General features: G+C 73.3%; 18 protein-coding genes. 7 read left to right on the forward strand and 11 right to left on the reverse strand.

The window, feature by feature from the left end; genetic code table 11:
* Window positions 1-359 (forward strand): DNA mismatch repair protein Vsr (locus tag ACTSKS_RS07015; protein WP_041102669.1); only part of this gene is annotated, 359 nt, incomplete at its 5' end.
* 90 nt (window positions 360-449) lie between these two features.
* Here ACTSKS_RS07015 and ACTSKS_RS07020 read toward each other — a convergent pair.
* The 5 genes from ACTSKS_RS07020 to ACTSKS_RS07040 form a co-directional block, all read right to left on the reverse strand.
* Window positions 450-2,006, reverse strand: coding sequence for a DUF1846 domain-containing protein (locus tag ACTSKS_RS07020; RefSeq protein ID WP_002858124.1), 1,557 nt, complete (start codon window positions 2,004-2,006; stop codon window positions 450-452).
* 66 nt (window positions 2,007-2,072) lie between these two features.
* A complete protein-coding gene (locus ACTSKS_RS07025; protein ID WP_060775426.1) occupies window positions 2,073-3,086 on the reverse strand; it encodes a trimeric intracellular cation channel family protein in 1,014 nt (337 codons plus the stop codon).
* Window positions 3,087-3,158: 72 nt separating this feature from the next.
* Window positions 3,159-4,058, reverse strand: a complete 900-nt coding sequence (locus tag ACTSKS_RS07030; RefSeq protein WP_210079074.1) for a trimeric intracellular cation channel family protein — start codon at window positions 4,056-4,058, stop codon at window positions 3,159-3,161.
* 31 nt (window positions 4,059-4,089) lie between these two features.
* The gene (gene purB, locus ACTSKS_RS07035) at window positions 4,090-5,529 is read right to left on the reverse strand and encodes an adenylosuccinate lyase (protein ID WP_041102571.1); all 1,440 of its coding nucleotides are present in this window, start codon (window positions 5,527-5,529) and stop codon (window positions 4,090-4,092) included.
* Window positions 5,530-5,587: 58 nt separating this feature from the next.
* Window positions 5,588-6,202: a GNAT family N-acetyltransferase gene (locus ACTSKS_RS07040; protein ID WP_010080080.1), complete on the reverse strand. Its 615-nt coding sequence runs from the start codon at window positions 6,200-6,202 to the stop codon at window positions 5,588-5,590.
* A gap of 141 nt (window positions 6,203-6,343) precedes the next feature.
* Between ACTSKS_RS07040 and ACTSKS_RS07045 the strand changes: the two genes are divergently transcribed.
* Complete coding sequence (locus tag ACTSKS_RS07045; protein ID WP_041102575.1) at window positions 6,344-7,924, forward strand: AMP-binding protein; 1,581 nt, start codon at window positions 6,344-6,346, stop codon at window positions 7,922-7,924.
* Between the two features lies 1 nt (window position 7,925).
* On the opposite strand, the gene ACTSKS_RS07050 is transcribed toward ACTSKS_RS07045, so the two are convergent.
* Entirely contained in the window at window positions 7,926-11,516 is a 3,591-nt protein-coding gene (locus tag ACTSKS_RS07050; protein ID WP_052520006.1) for a TM0106 family RecB-like putative nuclease, read from the reverse strand.
* A gap of 216 nt (window positions 11,517-11,732) precedes the next feature.
* Here ACTSKS_RS07050 and ACTSKS_RS07055 point away from each other — a divergent pair, with 216 nt between their 5' ends.
* The 3 genes from ACTSKS_RS07055 (at window position 11,733) to ACTSKS_RS07065 (ending at window position 14,277) form a co-directional block, all read left to right on the forward strand.
* Window positions 11,733-12,149: a PaaI family thioesterase gene (locus ACTSKS_RS07055; protein ID WP_020624995.1), complete on the forward strand. Its 417-nt coding sequence runs from the start codon at window positions 11,733-11,735 to the stop codon at window positions 12,147-12,149.
* 71 nt (window positions 12,150-12,220) lie between these two features.
* Window positions 12,221-13,570 carry a phenylacetate--CoA ligase family protein gene (locus tag ACTSKS_RS07060; RefSeq protein WP_036313909.1) on the forward strand — a complete coding sequence of 450 codons (1,350 nt, stop codon included), beginning with the start codon at window positions 12,221-12,223 and terminating at the stop codon, window positions 13,568-13,570.
* A gap of 95 nt (window positions 13,571-13,665) precedes the next feature.
* Window positions 13,666-14,277 carry a TetR/AcrR family transcriptional regulator gene (locus tag ACTSKS_RS07065; RefSeq protein ID WP_036313911.1) on the forward strand — a complete coding sequence of 204 codons (612 nt, stop codon included), beginning with the start codon at window positions 13,666-13,668 and terminating at the stop codon, window positions 14,275-14,277.
* A gap of 13 nt (window positions 14,278-14,290) precedes the next feature.
* Here the strand turns inward: ACTSKS_RS07065 and ACTSKS_RS07070 are convergent, their stop codons facing one another.
* The 3 genes from ACTSKS_RS07070 to paaZ all read right to left on the reverse strand — a co-directional run bounded on the left by ACTSKS_RS07070 (window position 14,291) and on the right by paaZ (window position 18,533).
* Window positions 14,291-15,226 carry a hypothetical protein gene (locus tag ACTSKS_RS07070; RefSeq protein ID WP_036313913.1) on the reverse strand — a complete coding sequence of 312 codons (936 nt, stop codon included), beginning with the start codon at window positions 15,224-15,226 and terminating at the stop codon, window positions 14,291-14,293.
* A 115-nt stretch (window positions 15,227-15,341) separates the two neighbouring features.
* Window positions 15,342-16,274: a 3-hydroxyacyl-CoA dehydrogenase gene (locus tag ACTSKS_RS07075; RefSeq protein WP_036313915.1), complete on the reverse strand. Its 933-nt coding sequence runs from the start codon at window positions 16,272-16,274 to the stop codon at window positions 15,342-15,344.
* A gap of 138 nt (window positions 16,275-16,412) precedes the next feature.
* Window positions 16,413-18,533, reverse strand: a complete 2,121-nt coding sequence (gene paaZ, locus ACTSKS_RS07080; protein ID WP_442927411.1) for a phenylacetic acid degradation bifunctional protein PaaZ — start codon at window positions 18,531-18,533, stop codon at window positions 16,413-16,415.
* Window positions 18,534-18,807: 274 nt separating this feature from the next.
* On the opposite strand from paaZ, the gene ACTSKS_RS07085 reads away from it, so the two are divergent.
* Both ACTSKS_RS07085 and panD read left to right on the forward strand, forming a co-directional pair.
* Window positions 18,808-19,800, forward strand: coding sequence for a DUF559 domain-containing protein (locus ACTSKS_RS07085; protein WP_206496532.1), 993 nt, complete (start codon window positions 18,808-18,810; stop codon window positions 19,798-19,800).
* Window positions 19,801-19,983: 183 nt separating this feature from the next.
* Window positions 19,984-20,421 (forward strand): aspartate 1-decarboxylase, encoded by a 438-nt coding sequence (gene panD, locus ACTSKS_RS07090; protein ID WP_036340758.1) that lies wholly within the window; start codon window positions 19,984-19,986, stop codon window positions 20,419-20,421.
* A gap of 36 nt (window positions 20,422-20,457) precedes the next feature.
* On the opposite strand, the gene ACTSKS_RS07095 is transcribed toward panD, so the two are convergent.
* Window positions 20,458-20,937 (reverse strand): SRPBCC family protein, encoded by a 480-nt coding sequence (locus tag ACTSKS_RS07095; protein WP_095353735.1) that lies wholly within the window; start codon window positions 20,935-20,937, stop codon window positions 20,458-20,460.
* Complete coding sequence (locus ACTSKS_RS07100) at window positions 20,937-21,320, reverse strand: MmcQ/YjbR family DNA-binding protein (RefSeq protein WP_036340752.1); 384 nt, start codon at window positions 21,318-21,320, stop codon at window positions 20,937-20,939. Before ACTSKS_RS07100 ends, ACTSKS_RS07095 begins: the two co-directional genes overlap by 1 nt.
* Window positions 21,321-21,403: the final 83 nt, after the last annotated feature.

Genomic DNA, 21,403 nt, shown 5'->3' on the forward strand with positions numbered 1-21,403 from the left:
CCGTTCGCCGTCTCCTCCATGCCGCCGGCCTCCGCTACCGGGTGAACGCGAAGCCGGAGAAGGACCTCCGCCGCACGGTGGACATCCTGTTCCGTCCCGCGCGCGTCGCCGTCCTCATCGACGGCTGCTACTGGCACGGGTGTCCCCAGCACTACATCGCGCCGAAGGCCAACGGCGGCTACTGGTCGGACAAGGTCGCCACGAACCGGGCCCGGGACCTGGAGACCACGCGCATCCTGACGGAGCGCGGCTGGCTCGTCCTCCGCTTCTGGGAGCACGAGGACCCGGCCGTCGTCGCGGAGCGAGTTGTCGCCGTCGTCAACGAACGGAGGCCCCGGCGAACCACCGGGGCCTCCTGAGCGGGCCGTGGCCCGCTCCCACTTCTCGAACGAAAACGCCCAGGGGTCGCCCGTTTCGTCAACGAAAGCGACCGCCCGAACCGCCCCGCCTCACCGCTTCCGGTACAGCCCCTTCTTCTGGAACTTCGGCTCGCTCGTCACGAGCATCCCCAGGGACCGGAAGATGCCCTCGTCCACGGAGCCGAGGATCGTCGTCGTGTGCACGTCGCAGCCCTCGAGGCTGGCCAGCTGCTCGACGGCCGCCTTCGCGTTCTCGTCGGTCGCCGCGGACACGGACAGCGCGATCAGCACCTCGTCCGTGTGCAGCCGCGGGTTCTTGGAGCCCAGGTGCACGGTCTTGAGCGTCTGGATCGGCTCGATCGAGGCGGGGGAGAGCAGGTGCACGTCGTCCTCGATGCCGGCCAGCACCTTGAGGGCGTTGAGCAGCACCGCGGCGGAGCAGCCCAGCAGCTCCGAGGTCTTGCCGGTCACCAGGGTCCCGTCCGCCAGCTGCACGGCCGCGCCGGGCTCGCCGGTGCGCTCGGCCACCAGCTGCGCGGCACCCACCACCGGGCGGTCCTCCGAGCTCAGCCCCAGCTTGGACATCACCAGGGCCACGCGCTCGGACTCGGTGTCGTCCGCGCCCTCCAGGGCCTCGTTGACCTGAGCCTTGTAGTAGCGCCGGATGATCTCCTGCTTCGCGGCCTCCTGGCACACCTCGTCGTCCACGATCGCCGCGCCGGCCATGTTCACGCCCATGTCCGTGGGGGACTTGTACGGGGTGGTGCCCGTGACCTTCTCCAGCAGCGCGGACAGCAGCGGGAACACCTCGACGTCGCGGTTGTAGCTGGTCACCCGCTCGCCGTACTCGGCCAGGTGGAACGGGTCGATCAGGTTGATGTCGTCCAGGTCCACGGTGGCGGCCTCGTAGGCGGCGTTCACCGGGTGCTCGAGCGGCAGGTTCCAGATGGGGAACGTCTCGAACTTCGCGTAGCCAGCCGGGATGCCCCGCTGCCGATCGTTGTACACCTGGCTCAGGCACGTCGCCAGCTTGCCGGAGCCCGGGCCGGGGGCCGTCACGACGACGAGGTCCCGCGTGGTCTCGGACCACTCGTTGGCGCCGAAGCCCTGCTCCGAGACGATCGTGGACATGGCGTGGGGGTAGCCGGGGATCACGCGGTGGCGGGCCACCTTCAGGCCGAGGCGCTCGAGCTTCTCGAGGAACGCCAGCGCGCGGTGGTTGGCGTCCTCCAGCTGCGTGACCACCACGTGCTCCACCAGGAACCCGCGCTCCCGGAACACGTCCACGAGGCGCAGGACGTCGTCCTCGTACGTGATGCCCAGGTCCGCGCGGACCTTGTTCCGCTCGAGGTCCTTGGCGTTGAAGCACACCAGGATCTCGGTCTCGTCCTTGATGCGGTCGAGCATCGCGATCTTGTTGTCCGGGGTGAAGCCGGGCAGGACGCGGGAGGCGTGCAGGTCGTCGAAGAGCTTGCCGCCCATCTCCAGGTACAGCTTCCCGCCGATCTGGCGGCGGCGTTCCTGGATGTGCTGGGACTGGAGCTCGATGTACTTCGCGCGGTCGAATCCGACGCGGTGGAGGGGGCCGGAGGCCGCGGCCTCCGTGGTGGTGCTGGCGGGGCGGGCGGTCTCATGCGTGCCGGTCATGGACTCTCAGCATAGACCTGTCCGCGGGGCGCGTGGCCCCGGCCCGGCGTCGGGCCCCCGCATCCCTCAGTCCCTCGGGTCCTCCGGGTCGTCCGCGATCCAGTCGTGCTCGGGGTCGTCGAAGCTGCGCGTGCGCCCGGTGCGCAGGTCGGTGACGTCCATGACGCCGGTGCCGCGGTCCAGGCGCACCTGCTGGTGTGAGGCGGGGTCGACGACGGTGATCGTCTGGGTCTGCGGGTCGTAGTCGTCCACCCGCACCTGGTCCTCGTACTCCTGCCGCGGTCCGTAGGACCCGTCCGCGTCGTCGTCGGGGAAGGCGGGGGCGCCGGGGGAGCGCAGCCGGCGCTCGAGGGTGCGCTCCACCCGGCGCGCGGCCGCCTCCTGCGCCTGCGTGGCCAGGCGCCGCAGACGCGCGAGGGACTCCTTGTCCTGGGAGATCTCCGCGCCGAAGAACCGCCACTGGTAGCGGTAGGCGATCATCCGCACCGCGAAGATCAGGAACGCGATGAGGAAGCCCGTGAACGCGTTGAGCGCGCCGTTCATCGCCACCACGGTCGCCAGCACCGCGCCCAGGAACGTGGGGAGCACGTAGACGCCGCGGGGGTCGAAGATGGACGGGACCTCGTTGGCGACGATGTCCCGCAGCACGCCGCCGCCGAGCGCCGTGACCATCGCGATCACCACCGTGGACACCGGGTGCACGCCCATCGAGTGCGCCAGCAGCACACCGGACACCGTGAACAGGGCGAGCCCGGCGGCGTCGAACAGGGTGATGGTCAGGTTCAGCCGATTCGGGTGGATCACCTTGACGTACACGAGCAGGGACACCAGCACGGGCGGGGCCAGGTAGACCGGGTTCTCCAGGGACGCGGGCAGGCCGCGGTCCAGCAGGATGTCCCGGGTGAAGCCGCCGCCCAGCCCGGCCAGCAGGGACAGCGCCAGCGAGCCCACCAGGTCGAACTGCTTGCGCGCCGCCAGCAGCGCCCCCGAGGTGGCGAAGAAGAAGATCCCGATCAGGTCCAGGGTCGTGAGCAGCCACGGGACGTCGGTGAGGGTGGCGAAGAACTGCTGCACGTCCACGGCGGCTCCTTCCGTCGGGTCCGGGGATTCACCGGCCATTGTCCCGTGCGGCCCGCGCAGTGGCTCGTTTGTTCACCCGGGTGTCCCCGGAGGTGTGACGTCCTCGCCGGCTCCGGGCGTCTCCTCGTTCGCCGGGGGGCCGTCCTCGCCGGGGTCGGCGGGCGGCCCGTCCCGGCCCTTGCGGTCGCGGATGTCCGGCACGGGCGGCTCGTCGTGCGGATCCAGGCGCTGGCGCTGGGTCACCCCCGAGATCTCGGCCCCCGGGGCGAGCCACTCCCTGCGCAGCGACACCACGCGCAGCACCAGCACGAGCACCATCACCGCGGCCGAGGTCAGCGGGTTCAGGAGCTCCGCCTGGCCGAGGGCCGCCGTCGTGCCCGCGCCGAGGATGGCCGGCAGCGCGTACCAGCCGCGCCCGCCGAACACGGCGGGCGGTTCCCCGGCGACGACGTCGCGCAGGATGCCGCCGCCGACGGCGGTCACCAGGCCCAGCACCGCGGCGGCGACCGGGCTCAGGCCGGCGAGCAGGGCGATGCGCGTGCCCACCACGCAGTACACGGCCAGGCCGATGGCGTCGAAGGCCATGACGGCGTGGTGGCCGCGCTCGCCGTCGAAGATCCGGAGGAACACCGCCAGCGACGCGACCGCCGGCAGGATCAGGTACCAGGGGTTGTCGAAGGCCGCGGGCACGTCCCGGCCGACCACGAGGTCCCGGACGACGCCGCCGCCCGTGCCCACCATGAGGGCCAGCAGCAGGGAGCCGACGATGTCGTAGCCCTTGCGCACGGCGAGCACGGCGCCCGAGATCGCGAAGAAGAACACGCCCACGAGGTCCACGGCGGTGATCGCCGCGGTGATCGCCTCGGCGAGCTCGCCGTGCGCGTCGATCGGCTCGGGCACGTCCCGTTCGAGTTCGGCGGGGTCCTTGGGGGTGGCGGACAGCAGCCAGAGGGGGAGAGACGGAAGCAGCACCCGCCCATCGTCCCCCGTCAGGCGGCCCGGGTCAGTCCTGCGCCGGCCCGAACTCCTTGGCCAGCTCCGACGCCACGCCGGTGTACCCGGCCGGGGTCAGCTCCAGCAGGCGCGCCTGAGCGCCCTCGGACAGGCCGAGGCCCTGCACGAACTCGCGCATGCGCGCACCGTCCACGCGGTGGCCGCGGGTCAGCTCCTTGAGGCGCTCGTAGGGGTTGTCCATGCCCTCGACGCCGGCGATCGCCTCGGCGCGCATCACGGTCTGGACGGCCTCGCCGAGCACCTCCCAGTTCGTGTCGAGGTCCTCGGCCAGCACGGGATCGGCCACCTGGAGCTGGCCCATGCCCTTGGTGACGTTGGTCAGGGCGAGCACTGAGTGGCCGAGGGCCACGCCGATGTTGCGCTGCGACGTCGAGTCCGTGAGGTCGCGCTGCCAACGGGACTCCACGAGGGTGGCGCCCAGCGAGTCGAGCAGGGCGCAGGAGAGCTCGAGGTTGGCCTCCGCGTTCTCGAAGCGGATCGGGTTCACCTTGTGCGGCATCGTGGAGGAGCCGGTCGCGCCGGCCACGGGGATCTGCGCGAAGTAGCCGATGGAGATGTAGCTCCATACGTCCACGCAGAAGCCGTGGAGGATCCGGTTGAAGCGCGCGACGTCGGCGTACAGCTCCGCCTGCCAGTCGTGGGACTCGATCTGGGTGGTCAGCGGGTTCCAGGTGAGGCCGAGGTGTTCCACGAAGGACCGGGACAGGGCCGGCCAGTCCGCGTCCGGGGCGGCGGCGAGGTGGGCGGCGTAGGTGCCGGTGGCGCCGTTGATCTTGCCCAGGTACTCCTGGCCGGCGATGCGCCGGGTCTGACGGGTCAGACGGTGCACGAACACGGCCATCTCCTTGCCCAGCGTGGTGGGCGTGGCCGGCTGGCCGTGCGTGCGGGAGAGCATGGGGGTCTCGGCGGCCTCGGCGGCCATCGCGGAGACGGTGGCCACGGCGGCGCGGGCGGCCGGCAGCCAGACCTGCTCGACGGCGTCGCGCACGCCCACCGCGTAGGCCAGGTTGTTGATGTCCTCGGAGGTGCACGCGAAGTGCACGAGCGGCTTCAGCCGACCCAGGCCCAGCCCCTCGAGGCGGTCGGCGATGAAGTACTCGACGGCCTTCACGTCGTGCACCGTGACCTTCTCGGTAGCCGCCAGCTCGGCCACGGACTCCGCGTCGAAGTCCGTGACGATCGCCCGCAGGCCCGCCTGCTGCTCGGCCGTGAGCGGCTCGAGACCCGGCAGCACGCGGTGCTCGGCCAGGTGGATGAACCACTCGACCTCCACGTGGATGCGGTTGCGGTTCAGCGCCGCCTCGGACAGGTGCTCCACGAGCGGCTCCACCGCCGCACGGTAGCGGCCGTCCAGGGGGCCGAGGGCGATGCCGGCCTCGGCGAGGGGACGGCGGTGGGCGGTGGACGCGGGCGCGGGCTGCGAGGTCATGGCCCCCATTCTGGCAGGCGCCGCGGACGCCCGACGAAGGCGAGGGCCGGGTCCGTCCTCAGCCGTCCGTCGACGCCGGCCACCAGTCTCGCCGCAGCACCGCGAGTTGCACCGAGTCCCATCGCCGGCCCTCCCAGGAGCGCGCCTCGGGGATGCGGGCGACCTCGGTGTACCCGACGCGGACCGCCGACGCGATCATCCGCGCGTTGCCGGACCACGTGACCAGGCTCAGCAGGTGCGCGTCCGTCTCCGCGAACGACGCGTCCGACCACAGCGTGAGCGCCGCCCGCCCGACGCCGCGGCCCCACGTGGTCGGGTCGAACAACAGGATGCCGAGCTCCCACCAGCCCGCGCCCGCCGGATGCTGCTCCGTGCGGGTCACGAGACCGACGGGGGTGCCGTCCACCGTGACGACCCGGACGTCAGGGTCGCCGACGCGCCGGCGCGCGTGGTCGGCGTCGAAGTCCGCGCGGCTCGGCGGGGCGGCCGTGTCCGCGGCGTGGAAGTAGGGGGCGTCCCACGACTTCCACTCGGGGTCCTCGGCGCCGTGGATCCAGGTCCACAGGAAGTCGGCGTCGTCGGCGGCCACCGGGCGCAGCGCGACGTCGGTCCGGGGCGGGGCGTCCGCGCGCGTCCCTGAGGGGCGAGGGGTGGCGGGATCGAGATCAGTCATGGCGCCATCCTGCCCTCAGCCGCGACGGGGTGGCGAGTGCAACATGCGGACGCGCCCGGTGGCCCGGGGCGCGGTGGACCTACCGTGGCTGACGTCGCCGTCGCCCGGCGTCGGCATGCCGAGAGGGATGAGGAGACCGAGATGACGGAACGGACCGGGCAGGCCCACGAGGCCGGGACGATCGACCGGCTGATGGCCGGGTGGGTCGCCGACGTCGAGACCCCGGACGCCTGCGCCGCCCACCTGCTCTGCGACCGCTGGCCGGCCGACGCGGTGGCGTTCCGGTTCGTGGCGGAGGACATGTCCGCCGTCGACCTCACCTTCGGCGAGCTGGCCGACCGCTCGCGCCGCCTCGCCACCGGCCTCGCCGCCCGCGGCGTCACGCGCGGCGACCGGGTCCCCGTGATGATGTCCAAACGGGAGGAGCTCGTCATCACGCTGCTGGCCCTGTGGCGGCTCGGCGCTGTGCACGTGCCGCTGTTCACCGCGTTCGCCGCGGGCGCCGCCCGGATGCGCATCGAGGGCGCGGCGGCGCGGCTTGTCGTCGCCGAACCCCGTCAGGCCGAGAAGCTCACGGACATCCCCGGCATCGAGATCATCCGCACCGGCCCGGAGTGGGACGCGCTCGCGGACTCCGCGCCGCTGGCCGAGGACGTCGCCGTCGGCGGGGACGGGCCGATCGCCCTGCTGTTCACCTCCGGCACCACCGGCCGCCCCAAGGGGGTGCCTGTGCCGCTGCGCGCGGCCGCCGCGTTCGCCGTCTACCTCACGTGCGCGGTGGACCTGCGCCCCGAGGACCTGTTCTGGAACGCGGCCGACCACGGCTGGGCGTACGGGCTGTACTACGGGATCGTCGGCACGCTGGTGCTCGGGGCGACCTCGGTGCAGTACCGCGGCGCCTTCTCCCCGGCGACCATGGTCGAGGTGATCAGCTCGCAGGACGTCACGAACCTCGCCGGCGCCCCCACGATGTTCCGCGCGCTGGCCAAGGCCGGGGAGGTCACCGAGGACGCCCCGCTGCGGCTGCGGCGCGTGTCCACGGCGGGGGAGCCGCTGCCGCCGTCCGTGCTCGAGTGGGGCCGGGCGGCCCTCGGCACGGAGATCCGCGACCACTACGGCCAGACCGAGCTGGGCATGGTCATCTGCACCCTCGCGCACCCCGAGCTGGCCGCGCCGCCCCGCCCGGGTTCGATGGGTGTGCCCCTGCCGGGGATCGCCGCCGAGATCCGGGACGGGCAGATCGCGATCGACGCGGCCTCGCCCCTGTTCTGGTTCCCCGGCTACCTCGGGGAGCCGGAGAAGACCGCGGAGCGTTTCACCCCGGACGGGCGCTGGTACCTGACCGGGGACACCGCCCGGCAGGACGACGACGGCTGGTTCTTCTTCTCCTCCCGGGACGACGACGTGATCCTCGCCGCCGGCTACCGGATCGGCCCGTTCGACGTGGAGTCCGTGCTCATCGACCACCCGCGGGTGCAGGAGGTCGCCGTCGTCGGCCTGCCGGACCCGGAGGGGGTGCGGGGCGAGGAGGTCGTGGCGTTCGTGGTGCCCGCCGGGGCCGTCGCGGACCCGGACGCCCTGGCGGCCGAGCTGCAGGCCAAGGTCCGCGACGAGTACTCCAAGCACGCCTACCCGCGCCGGGTGCACTTCGTGGACCGGCTGCCCAAGACCCCCTCCGGCAAGCTGCAGCGGTTCCTGCTGCGCCAGGGCGCCGCCGGCTGACTCAACGGTGCACGAGCCGCAGGAACGCGCCGATCATCGGCAGGTCCTCGGGGCGGGTGGGCAGCGCGTCCGCGAGGGCGGGGGAGTGGACGAGGTAGGCGGCCCACTGCCCGCGCGAGATCGACACGTTGAGCCGGTTACGGTTCAGGAGGAAGTCCAGCCCGCGCGGCACCTCCTGCGGTGAGGACGCCGCCATCGTCAGGATCGCGACGGCGGCCTCCCGGCCCTGGAACTTGTCCACGGTGCCGACGGTGGTGCCCTCGAGACCGGCGGCGTCGAGCGCCTCCCGGACCGTGGCGACCTGCGCGTTGTACGGGGCCACCACGATCACGTCGGACGGCTCGAGCGGCCGGCCGGGGTCGTCCGGGCCGGTGGACCAGGTGCGGCCGAGCAGTGACCGGACGATCTCGACGACGGCCGCGGCCTCCTCCGGCGAGGACACCGCGTTGCCCGTGTGGGAGACCGGCCACGGGTGCAGCCCGGGCTCCACGCCGTCGAGCCGGCGGGCGTCCGTGACGTCCTCCTTCGCGCCGAGCTCGCCGGCGTAGGAGAGCGTGGAGACGGCCTCCGTCAGCGCGGAGTGCATACGCCAGGAGGTGTCCAGGAAGAAGCCGCGGTCTGCGCGCAGCACCGGCTCGTCGGCGGCCAGCCAGCTCAGCGCGGCCTCGCCAATCGGCTGGGGGTGGGTCCCCTTGGTGACCTGCGGCAGCTGCTGGGGGTCGCCGAGCAGGAGCACAGTGCGGGCCATGGCCGCCGCGGCGAGGGTGTGCGCCAGGGAGAATTGCCCGGCCTCGTCGATCACCAGGAGGTCGAACTCCTGCACGTCCTCGTGCGCGAAGGTCCAGGCGGTGCCGCCGACGACGTGGCCGGGGAGGCCGATGTACGGCTTGGCGTCCGACACCGTGGCCCAGGGGCGCTCGGGCGCGTCCTTGCCGCGCTTCTCCGCCTTGAGCACCTGTTTCTTCGGCACCCCGATGGACACGAGCTTGCCCAGGAAGTTCTCCACCACGGCGTGGGACTGGGCCGTGACGCCCACGCTCCACCCGCGTTCGAGCAGGGCCTTCACGGCGTGGCTCCCCACGTGGGTCTTGCCCGTCCCGGGAGGGCCCTGGACGGCGACGTAGGAGCCCCGCGCGGACTCGAGCGCCTCCACGAGCGCCTCCCAGCCCTGGCGGGCGGGAGCGGGCGCGGAGTCGCCCTCGCGCAGCTCGGTGGAGATGGCCGCCAGGGGGCGGCCGGCGGTCGCCGGGGGGCGGCGCGCCAGGATGTCGAAGGCGGCCGTGGACGGGGCGGCGGCGTCGCCTCCCGATCCCGGCAGACCGCCGGCCTGCACCGCGGTCCGGGCGCGCTCGCGCAGGCGCTCCTTGAGCTTGTCCGTGTTCACCACCGTGTGGGCGAACGCCGCCATGGGCAGCTCCGAATGCTGCTCCACGTCCTGCGTGGGGATCTTCTCCCGCAGCAGCACCACGGAGCTGCCGTCCGGGCGGTCCTCGACGTCCTCCACGACGGCCTTGGCACCGACCCAGCGCACCGCGTTGGGTTGGAGGAGGTCGCGGCGGTCCGCCGGGACGTCCTCGTACACCGTGATGGCCTCGGCTCCGGGCTGCAGCGAGCTCCCCGGCTCCAGGGTGCCGGTCATCCGCAGCACCCGCTGGAAGGTCCGAGCGCCCTTGGGTCGGTGCCAGTCCTCGGCCACGTCCACGCGGTCCGCCACGACGTTGGCGCGGGCGTCCTGCCACTCATCCGGCGGGGAGATGCCGCGGTCGAAGAAGGCCCACCACACGGGTTTGTCCTCGCGCTGGTAGAAGCCCAGCCCGGCGGCGAGCAGGGCCACGCCGCGCTGCTCGTCGTCCAGGACGGCGTCCGCGTCGTCCGCGGTGGGCAGGAGGCCCAGGAGGTCCGCCTCCAGGCGCGCGTCCTCGCCCTCCAAGGCGGGGGCGGGCTCGACGAGGTGCTCATCGTCGTCGGGCCGGGGTGCCGTGGCGCCGTGCTCGGCGGTGCGCCCCACCTGCTCCAGCAGCCAGTCCCGCAGCCGCGCCGTGGAGACGCAGTCGTACCGGTTGTAGTCCTCGATGTCGGCGCGGATCGCCCGCGCGACCTCGGTGTCTCCGGCCTCCAGCGCGGCGACGTACCGGTGGTACTCGGTGACGCTGTCCGCCGCCGTCGTGACGCCGTCCTCCGCCCGGTGCTCCACCCCCATGTAGAGGGGCTCCAGCTTCTTGATGGAGTAGCTCGGCACACCGGCCCGCAGGGCGGCGCGGACCGTGGAGTAGAGGTCCACGAACAGCCCCGCGCGCAGCCAGTCGTCCAGCTCGCGCTCGCCCACGCCGTGGCGCACGGTCAGGCGCTTCAGCGCGGTGACCTCGTACGCGGCGTAGTGGTAGATCCGCATCCCCGGGTGGGCCGCGCGCCGCGCCTCCACGAACGCCACGAACCGCTCGAGCGCCGCCCGCTCGGCGGCACGGGTGTCCGCCCACAGGCCCGTGAACCGGAAGTCGGCCGAGGCGGTGCGCGCGGTGTCCCCGCCCGGCGCCTCGACCCAGCCCCACAGATACTCGAGGCCCTCCATGCTCCCGTCCGCGGAGACCCACAGCGGGTCCCCCTCGAAGTCGAAGAAGACGTCTCCGGCGTCCGGCACGGGTAGCCCCGCCACGGCGCGCGGGTCCACGATCCGATGCGGCGGCAGCCCGTCCGCCCCGGCCGGCTCCAGCTGGATCGCCGCCTGTTCCCGCAGCGCCTCCCACGTGCGGCGGGCCATGCCCTCCGGCGGTGCGACGGACGCCGCGAGCTGCTCGATGGTCGTGATGCCGGCCTCGCGCAGCCGGGTGCGCTGCAACCGCGTGGCCCCCGCCGTGAGCAGCACGTCCCGGTGCTCGGCGACGGCCTCCTCGCACGCCTCGCATGCGCCGCAGACGCTCAGGCGGTCGTCGCCCCAGCGGGTGGGCTCCCCGGCGGCCACGTGATCCTGCAGCAGCGCCTCCAGCCGGGCTCGCTGGTGCCGGTACACCGGGATCACCTCGTCCAGGTCCGCGACGTGCCGGGAACCGTCCCCGAGCCACAGGCTGCCCTGCCGCGCCCGCGGCACGCCCATGCCGTCCAGCAGGTCTGCGTACGCGGCGATCTGCAGCAGCGCCGTCACCCGTGCATGCCGGGCCAGCTTCGTGTCCACCACCTCGTACGCGCCCTCGGGGTGCTCCTCGTCCGTGCGGAGCACGAGGAAGTCGGCCAGACCGCCGAACGCGCCGTCGTGCAGCATCCCCTGGAACACGACGGCGGGGCGCGCGGCCAACGCCGCCGCGGTGCGCTCGCGGGCGGCCTGCACGCCCTCGGGTGTGTAGCGCTCCGGGCGGGTGAGCCGGACCACCTGGTCTGCGCCGTGCTCCGCCTCGAGTCGCGCGAGCACGCGGGACTCGTGCTCGTCCCCGAGGCGGGAGACCCGCTCGAGGAACGCGTCCGCCACGCCGATCCGCGGGGCGCGCCCGAGCGCGGGGTCCACCGTCCCGCGCAGCCACCCGTAGGTGCACGTGGCGGCGGCGGTGATGTCCGAGGGGCTGAGCATGAAGGAGGCGCGGTCCGGCGCGAAGGTCACCATGCCGTCACCCTAGACAGGAGTCGCGGACGCGATGGGCAGGGCCCGCGCACAGGTCCCCCGGTGTGCCCCGCTCCCACGGCATGACGGCGGGGGCGGCGAGCGTCACACACCGGACCGGACTTGACGTGAGTCACATCCAGGGAGTTACCTAATGATCGTTCAGTAATTCTCTGCGCCGCCGCGCCGGCGCGCCCGTGCCGGCAGGGAGGCCCGCCCATGACCGAGACCGCCCACCACCCCATGCTCGCGGAGGACCGCGTGGCACGGTGGCTCGGCGTCACCCTCGAGGCCGCCGAGAAGGACCACGCGCGCATCCGGATGACGCTCACCGAGGACCAGCACAATGGCTTCGGCCTGGCCCACGGCGGCGCCGTCTTCGCGTTCGCGGACACGTGCTTCGCGCTGACCTGCAACGACCCCGCCTCGGACGGCTCCACCCTCACCGTGGCCTCCGGCGTGGACGTCAACTTCCTCGCGGCCACCCGCGCCGGGCAGACCCTCGTCGCGGAGGGCCGCCTGGTCGCCGCCGCCGGCCGCTCGGCCGTCTACGACATCACCGTCACCACCGACGACGGCACCCCGGTGGCCGCCTTCCGCGGCCGCTCCCGCACCATCCCCGCCCCCGGACGCTGACCGACGGGCGCACCCGCCGATGCGCCGCCGTCGTCGACCGCCGCCCGACCCCGCATCCCCAGGAGAACGCCATGCTTGAGGCCTCGATCCCCAACCCGTACACGCCGGCACCCCTGCCCGCCCCCGCCGACCGCGGGGCCCCGGACCCCGAGGAGACGATGAGCCGGGACCAGATCGAGGCGCTCCAGTTCGAACGCCTCCGCTGGACCCTGCACCACGCCTACGAGAACGTGCCCGCGTACCGGGAGCACTTCGACGCGCACGGCGTCCACCCCTCGGACTTCACGGAGCTCGGGGACCTCGCCAAGTTCCCGTACACGGACAAGGAGTTCCTGCGGAAGAGCTACCCGTTCGGCGCCTTCGCCGCCACGGGCCCCGAGCTGCGTCGCATCCACGCCTCCTCCGGCACCACCGGCCAGCCCACCGTGGTCGGCTACACCGACGACGACCTGGCCACGTGGGCCACCCTCGTCGCCCGCTGCTTCCGCGCCGGCGGCATCCGCCCCGGTGACCGCGTGCACAACGCGTACGGCTACGGCCTGTTCACCGGCGGCCTCGGCGCCCACTACGGTGCCGAGCGCATCGGGGCGGCCGTGATCCCGATGTCCGGCGGGCAGACGGAGAAGCAGGTGCAGCTGATCACCGACTTCCAGCCGCGCGCCATCCTCTCCACACCCACCTACCTGCTGACCATCGCGGACGGCTTCAAGAAGCTCGGCCTGGACCCCCGCGAGTCCTCCCTCGAGGTCGCGATCCTCGGCGCCGAGCCGTGGACCGAGGAGATGCGCCGCGAGATCGAGCAGACCTTCGACCTCGACGCCCTGGACATCTACGGCCTCTCCGAGGTCATGGGCCCGGGCGTGGCCGGCGAGTCCGCGGCCACCAAGGACGGCTCCCACATCTGGGAGGACCACTTCCGCCCCGAGATCATCGACCCGCTCACGGACGAGGTCCTCGAGACCGGCCGCCACGGCGAGCTCGTCTTCACCTCGCTCACCAAGCAGGCGCTGCCGATCATCCGGTACCGCACCCACGACCTCACCCGCCTGCTGCCGGGCACCACGCACCCGGGCCACCGCCGCATGGGCCGCATCACCGGCCGCTCGGACGACATGATCATCCTGCGCGGCGTGAACCTGTTCCCGTCGCAGATCGAGGAGCTGGCCCTCAAGGAGCCGGCCCTGTCGCCGCACTTCACCCTCGAGATCACCCGCCCGGACCGTATGGACCAGATGGCCGTGAACATCGAGCGCCGTGATCATGCGTCCCTCGAGGAGGCCCAGGCCTGCGCGGCGCACCTGCGCATGGAGATCAAGACGAAGATCGGCTCCTCGTGCGTGATCAACGTGGTGGAGCCGGAGTCCCTGGCCCGCTCCTCCGGCAAGCTCAAGCGGATCTACGACCTGCGCGACCAGGCCTGATCCCGACCCCGCGGCCGAACCCGACGCCGGCGTGCCCGGTAGAGTGGACCGGTGCGCCGTCGTCGTCGGCGTCCGCCCGCCCCTGAAGGAGCCCCGTGCCCCAGAGCAGCCCCACCCCGCGCCGCGGCCGGCCCGGCTATGACCGGCAGACGCTGCTGGCCGAGTGCGTCGAGCTCTTCAACCGGCACGGCTACGAGGCGACGTCCATGGGCATGCTCGCCGCCCACCTGGGCATCTCCAAGTCCGCGATCTACCACCATGTGGAGTCCAAGGAGGCGATCCTCGACCACGCGGTGACGGAGGCGCTCGACGCCCTCGAGGCGTGCCTGGACGATGTGGTGGCCAGCGGGGCCGATGCCGGCGCGCAGGTCGAGGCGGCCATCCGCGGCACGCTCGGGGTGCTGGCGGAGAAGCAGCCCGAGGTGACCCTGCTGCTGCGCCTGCGCGGGAACTCGGCGGTCGAGGTGGCCGCCGTCGAGCGCCGGCGCGAGATCACCCGGCGCTTCGGTGACCTGCTCGAGGCCGCCCAGGCCGCGGGTGCGGTGCGCTCCGACGTGACCCCGCGCAACCTCGCCCGCCTCGCGCTCGGCATGATCAACTCGATCGTCGACTGGTACCGGCCGGATCGCGGCGTTCCCGGCCAGCAGGGACCGGACCAGATGATCGACGCCGTCACGGGCGTGGTGCTCGGGGGTCTGCGGGGCTGAGGGCCCGCTGTCCTCAGCCCTCGCCGTCGAGCGCGGCGAGCACGTCGGCCACGATTGAGGCCGCACGGTCCTCGGCGTCCGCGGGCACCCCGCCGTCCGCGTCGGCCTGGGCCACGGCCACGGTGCGGGCGCCGTCCTGCACGGCAGTGAGGTGGGAGTAGACGGACCCCCCGGGGGCCGGGAGCGCCGTGTACGCGGTGCCGCCCTCGTGCTCGGTCCGCGTCACGCTCTCCACGTCGAGCCCGGCCAGGTCCACCCCGGTGCAGGCCTGCGCCGCCGCTCGGGCGTCCTCCAGGGCGGCGCGGGCGGCCTCCTCCGTGGGGTACACGGTGACGCGCACGCCGAGCGGAGTGACCTCGGCGTCGGGGGACGCCGTGAAGGAGGGCGCCGGTGTCGTGGTGGGCCCGCCGCCGGTCGTGGCGGCCGTCTCCGGCTGGGCCGTGAGCCCCAGGTCCGCCGCCCCGGCCTCGGCGTCCCGCTCCAGATCGGAGCGGGTGGCGTCCAGGCAGGCCTGCTGTTCCGCGCTGCGGGTGGAAGCCGGGCTCGCACCGGCGTCGACCGCCTGCTCCAGGCCGGCGGCCCGCTGGCGCAGCTCCGTCTGCCGCTCCAGCGGCGAGGCGGCGCTCAGCCCCACCTCGGACCCCGGCCCCGCGGCCCGTTGGACGGCGGCCTGCACGGCCAGGGTCCGCTGCCCGTCCAGCGCGGGGGGCATCTCGAGGGACAGGCTGCCCGAGGCGGAGGCGCCGGCCGTGCTCTCCGCCGCGCCCGTGCTCTCCGTGGAGCTGCTGGCCGCGGGCGACGTGGGGGCGGACGAGGCCGCCGTCGTCGTGGACGACGCCGACGAGGGGGCGGGGGAGGAGGGCTCCGCGCCGCCGCCGCCCGCGCACCCGGCGAGGGCGAGCGCGCCCACGGCGAGGGCGCCGAGCAGGGGGAGTCGGGAGGTCGTCATGGCCCGACTCTACGTGCGCTGTGACGGATGCCACAAGGAAGCGGCGGGGGCACGCAACGGGGCCGCCCGATGCGTGGTGCGCACCGGACGGCCCCTGATCCGTCAGCGGAGGAGGTCAGCCGAGCGGGGTGTCCTTGTCGCCCAGGTTCCAGTCCTCCACCGGGCCGAGGTTCTCCCCGTCCGGCCCGTAGCGGTAGAACCCCTGGCCGTCGGCCACGCCGCTGTGGCCCTCGGCGATGCTCTTCTCGAGCAGCTCAGCGAAGCCGAGCTGCCAGTCGACGCCCGTGTTGCGGGAGACGTTGGCGGCCACGTGGAAGCCCACGATGTCATAGGTCTGGAACGGGCCGCGCTCGTTGCCGGTGGCCACGCGCCAGGTGCGGTCGATGTCCGCCGGGTTGCCCACTCCGTGCATGTACAGCTTGGAGCCGGCCTGCAGCCACGGGATGAGCAGGGAGTTGAGGAAGTAGCCCGGGATCTCCTTGCGCACGTGCACGGGGACCATGCCGGTCTCCTCGGCGAACTGCAGGGCTCCCGCGACGGCCTCCGGCGAGGTGGCGGCGGTGCCCATGACCTCGGCGGTGTTCTGCGCCCAGATGCGGTTGGCGTAGTGCAGGGCCAGGAAGCGCTCCGGATGGCCGCTGGCGTCGGCGAAGTCCGAGGGCAGCAGGGAGGAGGTGTTCGTGGCGAACAGGGTCGTGGCGGGGGCGAGCTCGCCCACCTGGGCCCACACCTTGCGCTTGAGCTCCAGGTTCTCCGGGACGGCCTCGATCACGATGTCCGCATCCGCCAGGGCCTCGCCGAGGTCCGAGGTCGGCGTGATGCGGGCGATGGCCTCGTCGAAGCGCTGCGGGTCGTAGCCCTCCCCGAGGTCTGCCTCATAGCCCTGGCGGATCCACGCCCAGCGGCGCTCGATCCCCTCGAGGGCGGCGGGGACGGCGTCGTAGGCCATCACCTTCTTGCCGTGGTACGCCGCCTGCATGATGATCTGCGAACCCAGCACACCGGTGCCCAGCACGGTGACCTGATCAAAACGGGTGAACTCGGACATATATGTCGACCTTCTTCTCTCGCGGTCCGAATGGGACGTACAGGTGAACGTCCCGGGCACGCTCCTTGTTCCCGGGGACGACGACGGGCCGCCCGGCGCGCAGCGGGCGCACGGGACGGCCCGTCGAAGCAGGGGGGCTCAGCCCTGGGAGGTCTCGGACGGGGCCATCGGCCAGGTCTTGGCCACGAGCGTCAGCACGTCGTACTGGGCGCAGAGCTCGTCCTTCTGGTTGTGGATCCGGCAGTCCCAGGCCACCTCGCCGTACTCGTCGCTCACGCGCGGGGTGATGCGCTTGGCCGTCAGGGTCACGCGGATGGCGTCGTCGTAGGTCACCGGCGTGATGAAGCGCAGGTTCTCCAGGCCGTAGTTGGCCAGCACCGGGCCCGGATCCGGGGCCACGAACAGCCCCGCGGCCCACGAGACCAGCAGGTAGCCGTGGGCGACGCGGCGCGGGAAGAACGGGTTGGCCATGGCGGCCTCCTCGTCCGTGTGGGCGTAGAACCTGTCCCCGGTCTCCTCCGCGAAGGCGGTGATGTCCTCCAGGGTGATGGTGCGCAGGCCGGAGGCGAACTGGTCGCCCACCGTCAGCTCGGCCAGGGACTTGTAGAACGGGTGCACGGCCGTGCCGGCCTCCACGTCCTCGCGGGTCACCGTGTGGGCCGCGGCGCCCTGATGCCACACGCCGGTGATGGCCGTGAGCATGTCCGGGGAGCCCTGGATCGCCGTGCGCTGCATGTAGTGCTTGACGGCGCGGACACCACCGAGCTCCTCGCCGCCGCCGGCGCGGCCGGGGCCGCCGTGGATCAGCACCGGCACGGGGGCGCCGTGACCGGTGGTGGTCGTGGCGGTCTGGCGGTTCAGGACGTGCACGCGGCCGTGGTGGGCGCCGATCCCGGCGGCGAACGCGCGGGCGATCTCACCGTCGTTCGTGGCGACCGTGGCCACGAGCGATCCCGAGCCCAGGGCGGCCAGGGCCACGGCGTCGGCCACGTCCGTGTAGCCGATCACCGAGGTGACCGGACCGAACGCCTCGACGCTGTGCACCTCGGGGGTGCGTGCGTCCTCGAAGGTGAGCACCGTGGGGGCGAAGAACGCGCCGGACTCGGCGTCGGCGTCGCCGGTCGAGCCCTCGGGGCCGCCGAGGCGGACCTGACCGCCGGCGTCGACCAGGCGCTGCACCGCGCCGCGGACCTCGCCCTGCTGCTCCTTCGAGGCCAGGGCGCCCATGGTGGTGCCCTCGACGCGCGGGTCGCCCAGGACGACCTTCGCGGCCAGGCGCTCGGTGAGGGCGGCGGTCACGGCCTCGACCCGGTCCTGCGGGACGATCACCCGGCGGATGGCGGTGCACTTCTGGCCGGCCTTGACCGTCATCTCCTGGAAGACGGCCTTCACGAACGCCTCGAACTCGGGGGACTCCGGGTCCGCGTCCGGGCCGAGGATGGCGGCGTTGAGGGAGTCGGTCTCCGCGGTGAAGCGGACGCCGCCCTCCTGCACGTTCGGGTGCTTCTTCAGCGTGGCCGCGGTGGCGGCGGAGCCGGTGAACGCGACGTGGTCGCGGTAGTCCAGGTGGCCCAGCAGGTCGCGGGCGGAACCGGAGATCAGCTGGATCGAGCCCTCGGGCAGCACGCCGGACTCGAGCATCAGCTCGACGCACTTCTGCGTGACGTAGCCGGTGGGGGTGGCCGGCTTGACCACGGTGGGCACGCCGGCGACGAAGGCCGGGGCGAACTTCTCCAGCATGCCCCACACAGGGAAGTTGAACGCGTTGATCTGCACGGCCACGCCCGGGATGCGCTGGTAGATGTGCTCGCCGATGAAGGAACCGTCGCGGGAAAGGGGCTCCACGTCGCCGTCAATGATCACGTTGGAGTTCGGCAGCTCGCGGCGGCCCTTGCCGGAGAACGTGAAGAGGGTGCCGATGCCGCCGTCGACGTCGAAGGCGTGGTCGCGCTGCGTGGCGCCGGTGGCGAAGGAGACGTCGTAGAGCTCCTGGACGCGGGAGTTCAGGTAGAGCGCGAGCTCCTTGAGCTTGAGGGCGCGCTCGTGGATGGTCAGCTCGCCCAGGGCCTGCTGGCCGACGGTGCGCGCGTGCTCGATGGCGGCGGCCGTGTCGAGGCCGTCGGTGGAGACGCCGGTGAGGCGCGCGCCGGTGTTCGCGTCCGTCACGTCGGTGACCTTGGACGGGTGCGACGGCGTCCACCAGCTGCCGGCGACGTAGCTGGGGAGGATCTCCGGGAGGGAGGGGGCGGTGACGGTCACGAGGTCTCCTGGTGTCGGGGGCACGGACGAGTCCCGACCGATCGGTCGGTTATTGGTCCTCACCCTAGCCGAGACGTGGATCACGCGGGAGGGGGAGCCGGGCGGGTGACGTCGTCGTGGAGAGGGCCTGGCGGCGCAAGCCGTGGCGCCCGGGCCCGCAGACACGCCGCTACCGCCAGGACGTAGCGGCGTGTCTGCGGGCCTCGGCGGGGCGTCGTCCACAGATCCCGGCGGACGACGACGGCGGCCCGCCCGGATCGGGCACGCTCGGCCCATGCCCCGCTCGCCCGCGCCCCTGCCTCCGATGCGCTGCGGACTGGACGGCCTCCTCCGCGCTCCGACCGTGTTCTCGACCCCGGCCGCGCGCGAGACGGGGGTGAGCGCGGCCCGGCTGCGGCGCGGGGACGTGGTCTCCCTCGGCTGGGGGCTCTGGGGCCTGCGCGGCGTCGAACCGGACCCCATGGACCATCTGCGGGCACTGCAGGATCTGCACCCCGAGGGCGTGTTCAGCCACGTCACGGCCGCCAGGGTGCTCGGCCTGTGGCTGACCGGGCCGCTCGCCGCCGACCGGTCCGTGCACGTCGCGACCCCGCGCGGCCACGGCACCGCGTCGAGCCGGGCCGGGGTCCGCTCACACCGCCTCCGCGCCGACGCACCGGTGCGGATCGTGGACGGGGTGCGCGTGACCGCACCGGGGTGGATCTTCGTGGACCTCGCCGCGCAGGCCGGGCCGCTCGACCATCTCGTCGCGCTGGGGGACAGCATGGTGCGGACCGCCCCGACGGAGGCCCGCCGCCGTCGGCTGCCGCCCGGGGTGACGGACATGGCCGAGCTGCGCGCCGCCGTCGAGGAACGCGGACGGCTGCGCGGGATCCGTGCGGCCCGGGAGGCGCTAGAGCTCGTGCGCCCCGGGGCCGACTCGCCGCAGGAGAGCCGGCTGCGGGCGCGGCTCGCCCGGGACGGCGTCCCCGAGCCCGCAGTGAACCGGTGCATCCGCCTCGCCACGGGACAGCGGCTCCGCGTCGATCTGGTGTGGGCGGAGGCCAAGGTGGCCGTCGAGTACGACGGCGATCAGCACCGCACGGATCGCCGGCAGTGGCGTGAGGACCGCGAGCGGGACGCGGCCCTGCGCGCGGAGGGGTGGGAGGTGATCCGGGTGACCGCCGACGTGTTCCTGCCGGGGCACTGGGAGCTCTTCGTGCGGCAGCTGCGGGGCCTGGTGGCCGCGCGGACGATGCCGGGCCGAGTGCCGCCGTCGTGGATCTGACCCGCCCAGGCCCGCAGACGCGCCGCTTCCGCCGGGACGTGGCGGCGTGTCTGCGGGCCTCGACGAGAGGGGCGGGAGCCTCGGGCCGGCGTCGGCCCCTGCCCCTCGTCTCCGGACCGGCGTAGAATCGAGCACCGGTCCTCTCGGACCCGACCCACCCCCTCATCCGGAGAGTTCTGCCGCATGCTGCGCACCATGTTCCACGCCAAGATCCACCGGGCCACCGTGACCCAGGCGGACCTGCACTACGTGGGCTCCGTGACCGTGGACCAGGACCTGCTGGACGCCGCGGACATCCTCCCCGGCGAGCTCGTGTCCATCGTGGACGTCACGAACGGCGCGCGACTGGAGACCTACACCATCGCGGGCGAGCGGGGCTCCGGCGTGCTCGGCATCAACGGCGCCGCCGCCCACCTCGTGCATCCGGGGGACATCGTCATCCTCATCGCCTACGGGCAGATGGACGACGACGAGGCCCGCCACTTCCAGCCCAAGGTCGTCCACGTGGACGCGGACAACAGGATCGTCGAGCTCGGCGTCGACCCCGCCGACGGCCTCCTCGACGGCCTCTCTCGCCCGCCGCTGTCCCGCGAGTGGAACGAGGCCCAGGCCGAGCTCTGAGCCGGCCGGCGCGCCGGGCCGTCATGGACGAGTTGTTCAAGCGGGATCAGCGGTCGGCACGGCCTTCGCCCCGAGCGCCCGACGCGCGGAGCGCATCGCGGCCGCGTGGCTGAGGCCCATCGCGGTGCGGGCGCCCGGAACGTGAGCCACGGCGCGCATCCACGGCGAGGTCAGCACCACCTCCTGCTCCCACGTCACGATGCAGTGCGGCGCGTGTCCGGCCGGGGCGCCGTCGTCGTGGACGGTGACCCGCACGGTGCCCGTCAGGTCCCCGCTCAGGTGCGCGACCAGAAGGCCGCGGGCGCGGTCGTCGATGAGACGCTCCATCGTCAGACGCACCGGCACGAACCCGCGCAGCCGGACGGCGGCGCGGTCGGGGCCCAGGCGACGGACGCGCGGGACGGCCGGCCACCAGCGTGGGTAGCCGGCCGGGTCGGCGAGCAGGGCCAGCACGGACCGGGCGTCCGCGGGGACGGCCCAGCGGTGGGTGAAGCGGAAGGGGCGGTCGGCCGACATCAGGCCCGGCCGAAGGTCTCGGGGTCCACGGGGCGCCGGGTGCGGGGGAGCTTCGCGACGATCAGCAGGTACGACTCCGTGACGAGGTCCCGGACGAGCTGCTCGTCGAGGTCCGGGTGCGCGGCCAGGCTGAGCCAGTGCCGCTTGTCCATGTGATAGCCGGGCGTGATCGCCGCGGGCAGGGCCGCGCGCAGCTGGGCGCCGTCCTCCGGGCGGGCCTTGACGTTCACGAGGCGGCGCCCGTCGTGGTCGATGAACACCGCGAACAGCTTCCCCTGCACCTTCATGACCTCGGTGTCCGGGCCGAAGGGGTGCGACGCGGCGCTGCCCGGCAGCTCGAGGGCGCGGTCGCGGGCGACGCGCAGCAGCGTGGGCTCGTCCATGCCAGTCACGTTAGCCGCGCCGGCCCCGCACTTTCGAACGTGATATCGGGGGAATGGGCGCTTTCGAACGGGAGATAGGCCCT

Source organism: Micrococcus sp. TCR-5, from assembly GCF_052220525.1.
Taxonomy (GTDB): domain Bacteria; phylum Actinomycetota; class Actinomycetes; order Actinomycetales; family Micrococcaceae; genus Micrococcus; species Micrococcus luteus.

Excerpts from the sequence above, each read along its gene's own strand:
- ACTSKS_RS07020 (WP_002858124.1), bottom strand. The coding sequence starts at position 2,006 with ATGACCGGCACGCATGAGACCGCCCGCCCCGCCAGCACCACCACGGAG.
- purB (WP_041102571.1), bottom strand. The coding sequence starts at position 5,529 with ATGACCTCGCAGCCCGCGCCCGCGTCCACCGCCCACCGCCGTCCCCTC.
- ACTSKS_RS07040 (WP_010080080.1), bottom strand. The coding sequence starts at position 6,202 with ATGACTGATCTCGATCCCGCCACCCCTCGCCCCTCAGGGACGCGCGCG.
- ACTSKS_RS07045 (WP_041102575.1), top strand. The coding sequence starts at position 6,344 with ATGACGGAACGGACCGGGCAGGCCCACGAGGCCGGGACGATCGACCGG.
- ACTSKS_RS07050 (WP_052520006.1), bottom strand. The coding sequence starts at position 11,516 with ATGGTGACCTTCGCGCCGGACCGCGCCTCCTTCATGCTCAGCCCCTCG.
- ACTSKS_RS07055 (WP_020624995.1), top strand. The coding sequence starts at position 11,733 with ATGACCGAGACCGCCCACCACCCCATGCTCGCGGAGGACCGCGTGGCA.
- ACTSKS_RS07060 (WP_036313909.1), top strand. The coding sequence starts at position 12,221 with ATGCTTGAGGCCTCGATCCCCAACCCGTACACGCCGGCACCCCTGCCC.
- ACTSKS_RS07070 (WP_036313913.1), bottom strand. The coding sequence starts at position 15,226 with ATGACGACCTCCCGACTCCCCCTGCTCGGCGCCCTCGCCGTGGGCGCG.
- ACTSKS_RS07075 (WP_036313915.1), bottom strand. The coding sequence starts at position 16,274 with ATGTCCGAGTTCACCCGTTTTGATCAGGTCACCGTGCTGGGCACCGGT.
- ACTSKS_RS07085 (WP_206496532.1), top strand. The coding sequence starts at position 18,808 with ATGCCCCGCTCGCCCGCGCCCCTGCCTCCGATGCGCTGCGGACTGGAC.
- panD (WP_036340758.1), top strand. The coding sequence starts at position 19,984 with ATGCTGCGCACCATGTTCCACGCCAAGATCCACCGGGCCACCGTGACC.
- ACTSKS_RS07095 (WP_095353735.1), bottom strand. The coding sequence starts at position 20,937 with ATGTCGGCCGACCGCCCCTTCCGCTTCACCCACCGCTGGGCCGTCCCC.
- ACTSKS_RS07100 (WP_036340752.1), bottom strand. The coding sequence starts at position 21,320 with ATGGACGAGCCCACGCTGCTGCGCGTCGCCCGCGACCGCGCCCTCGAG.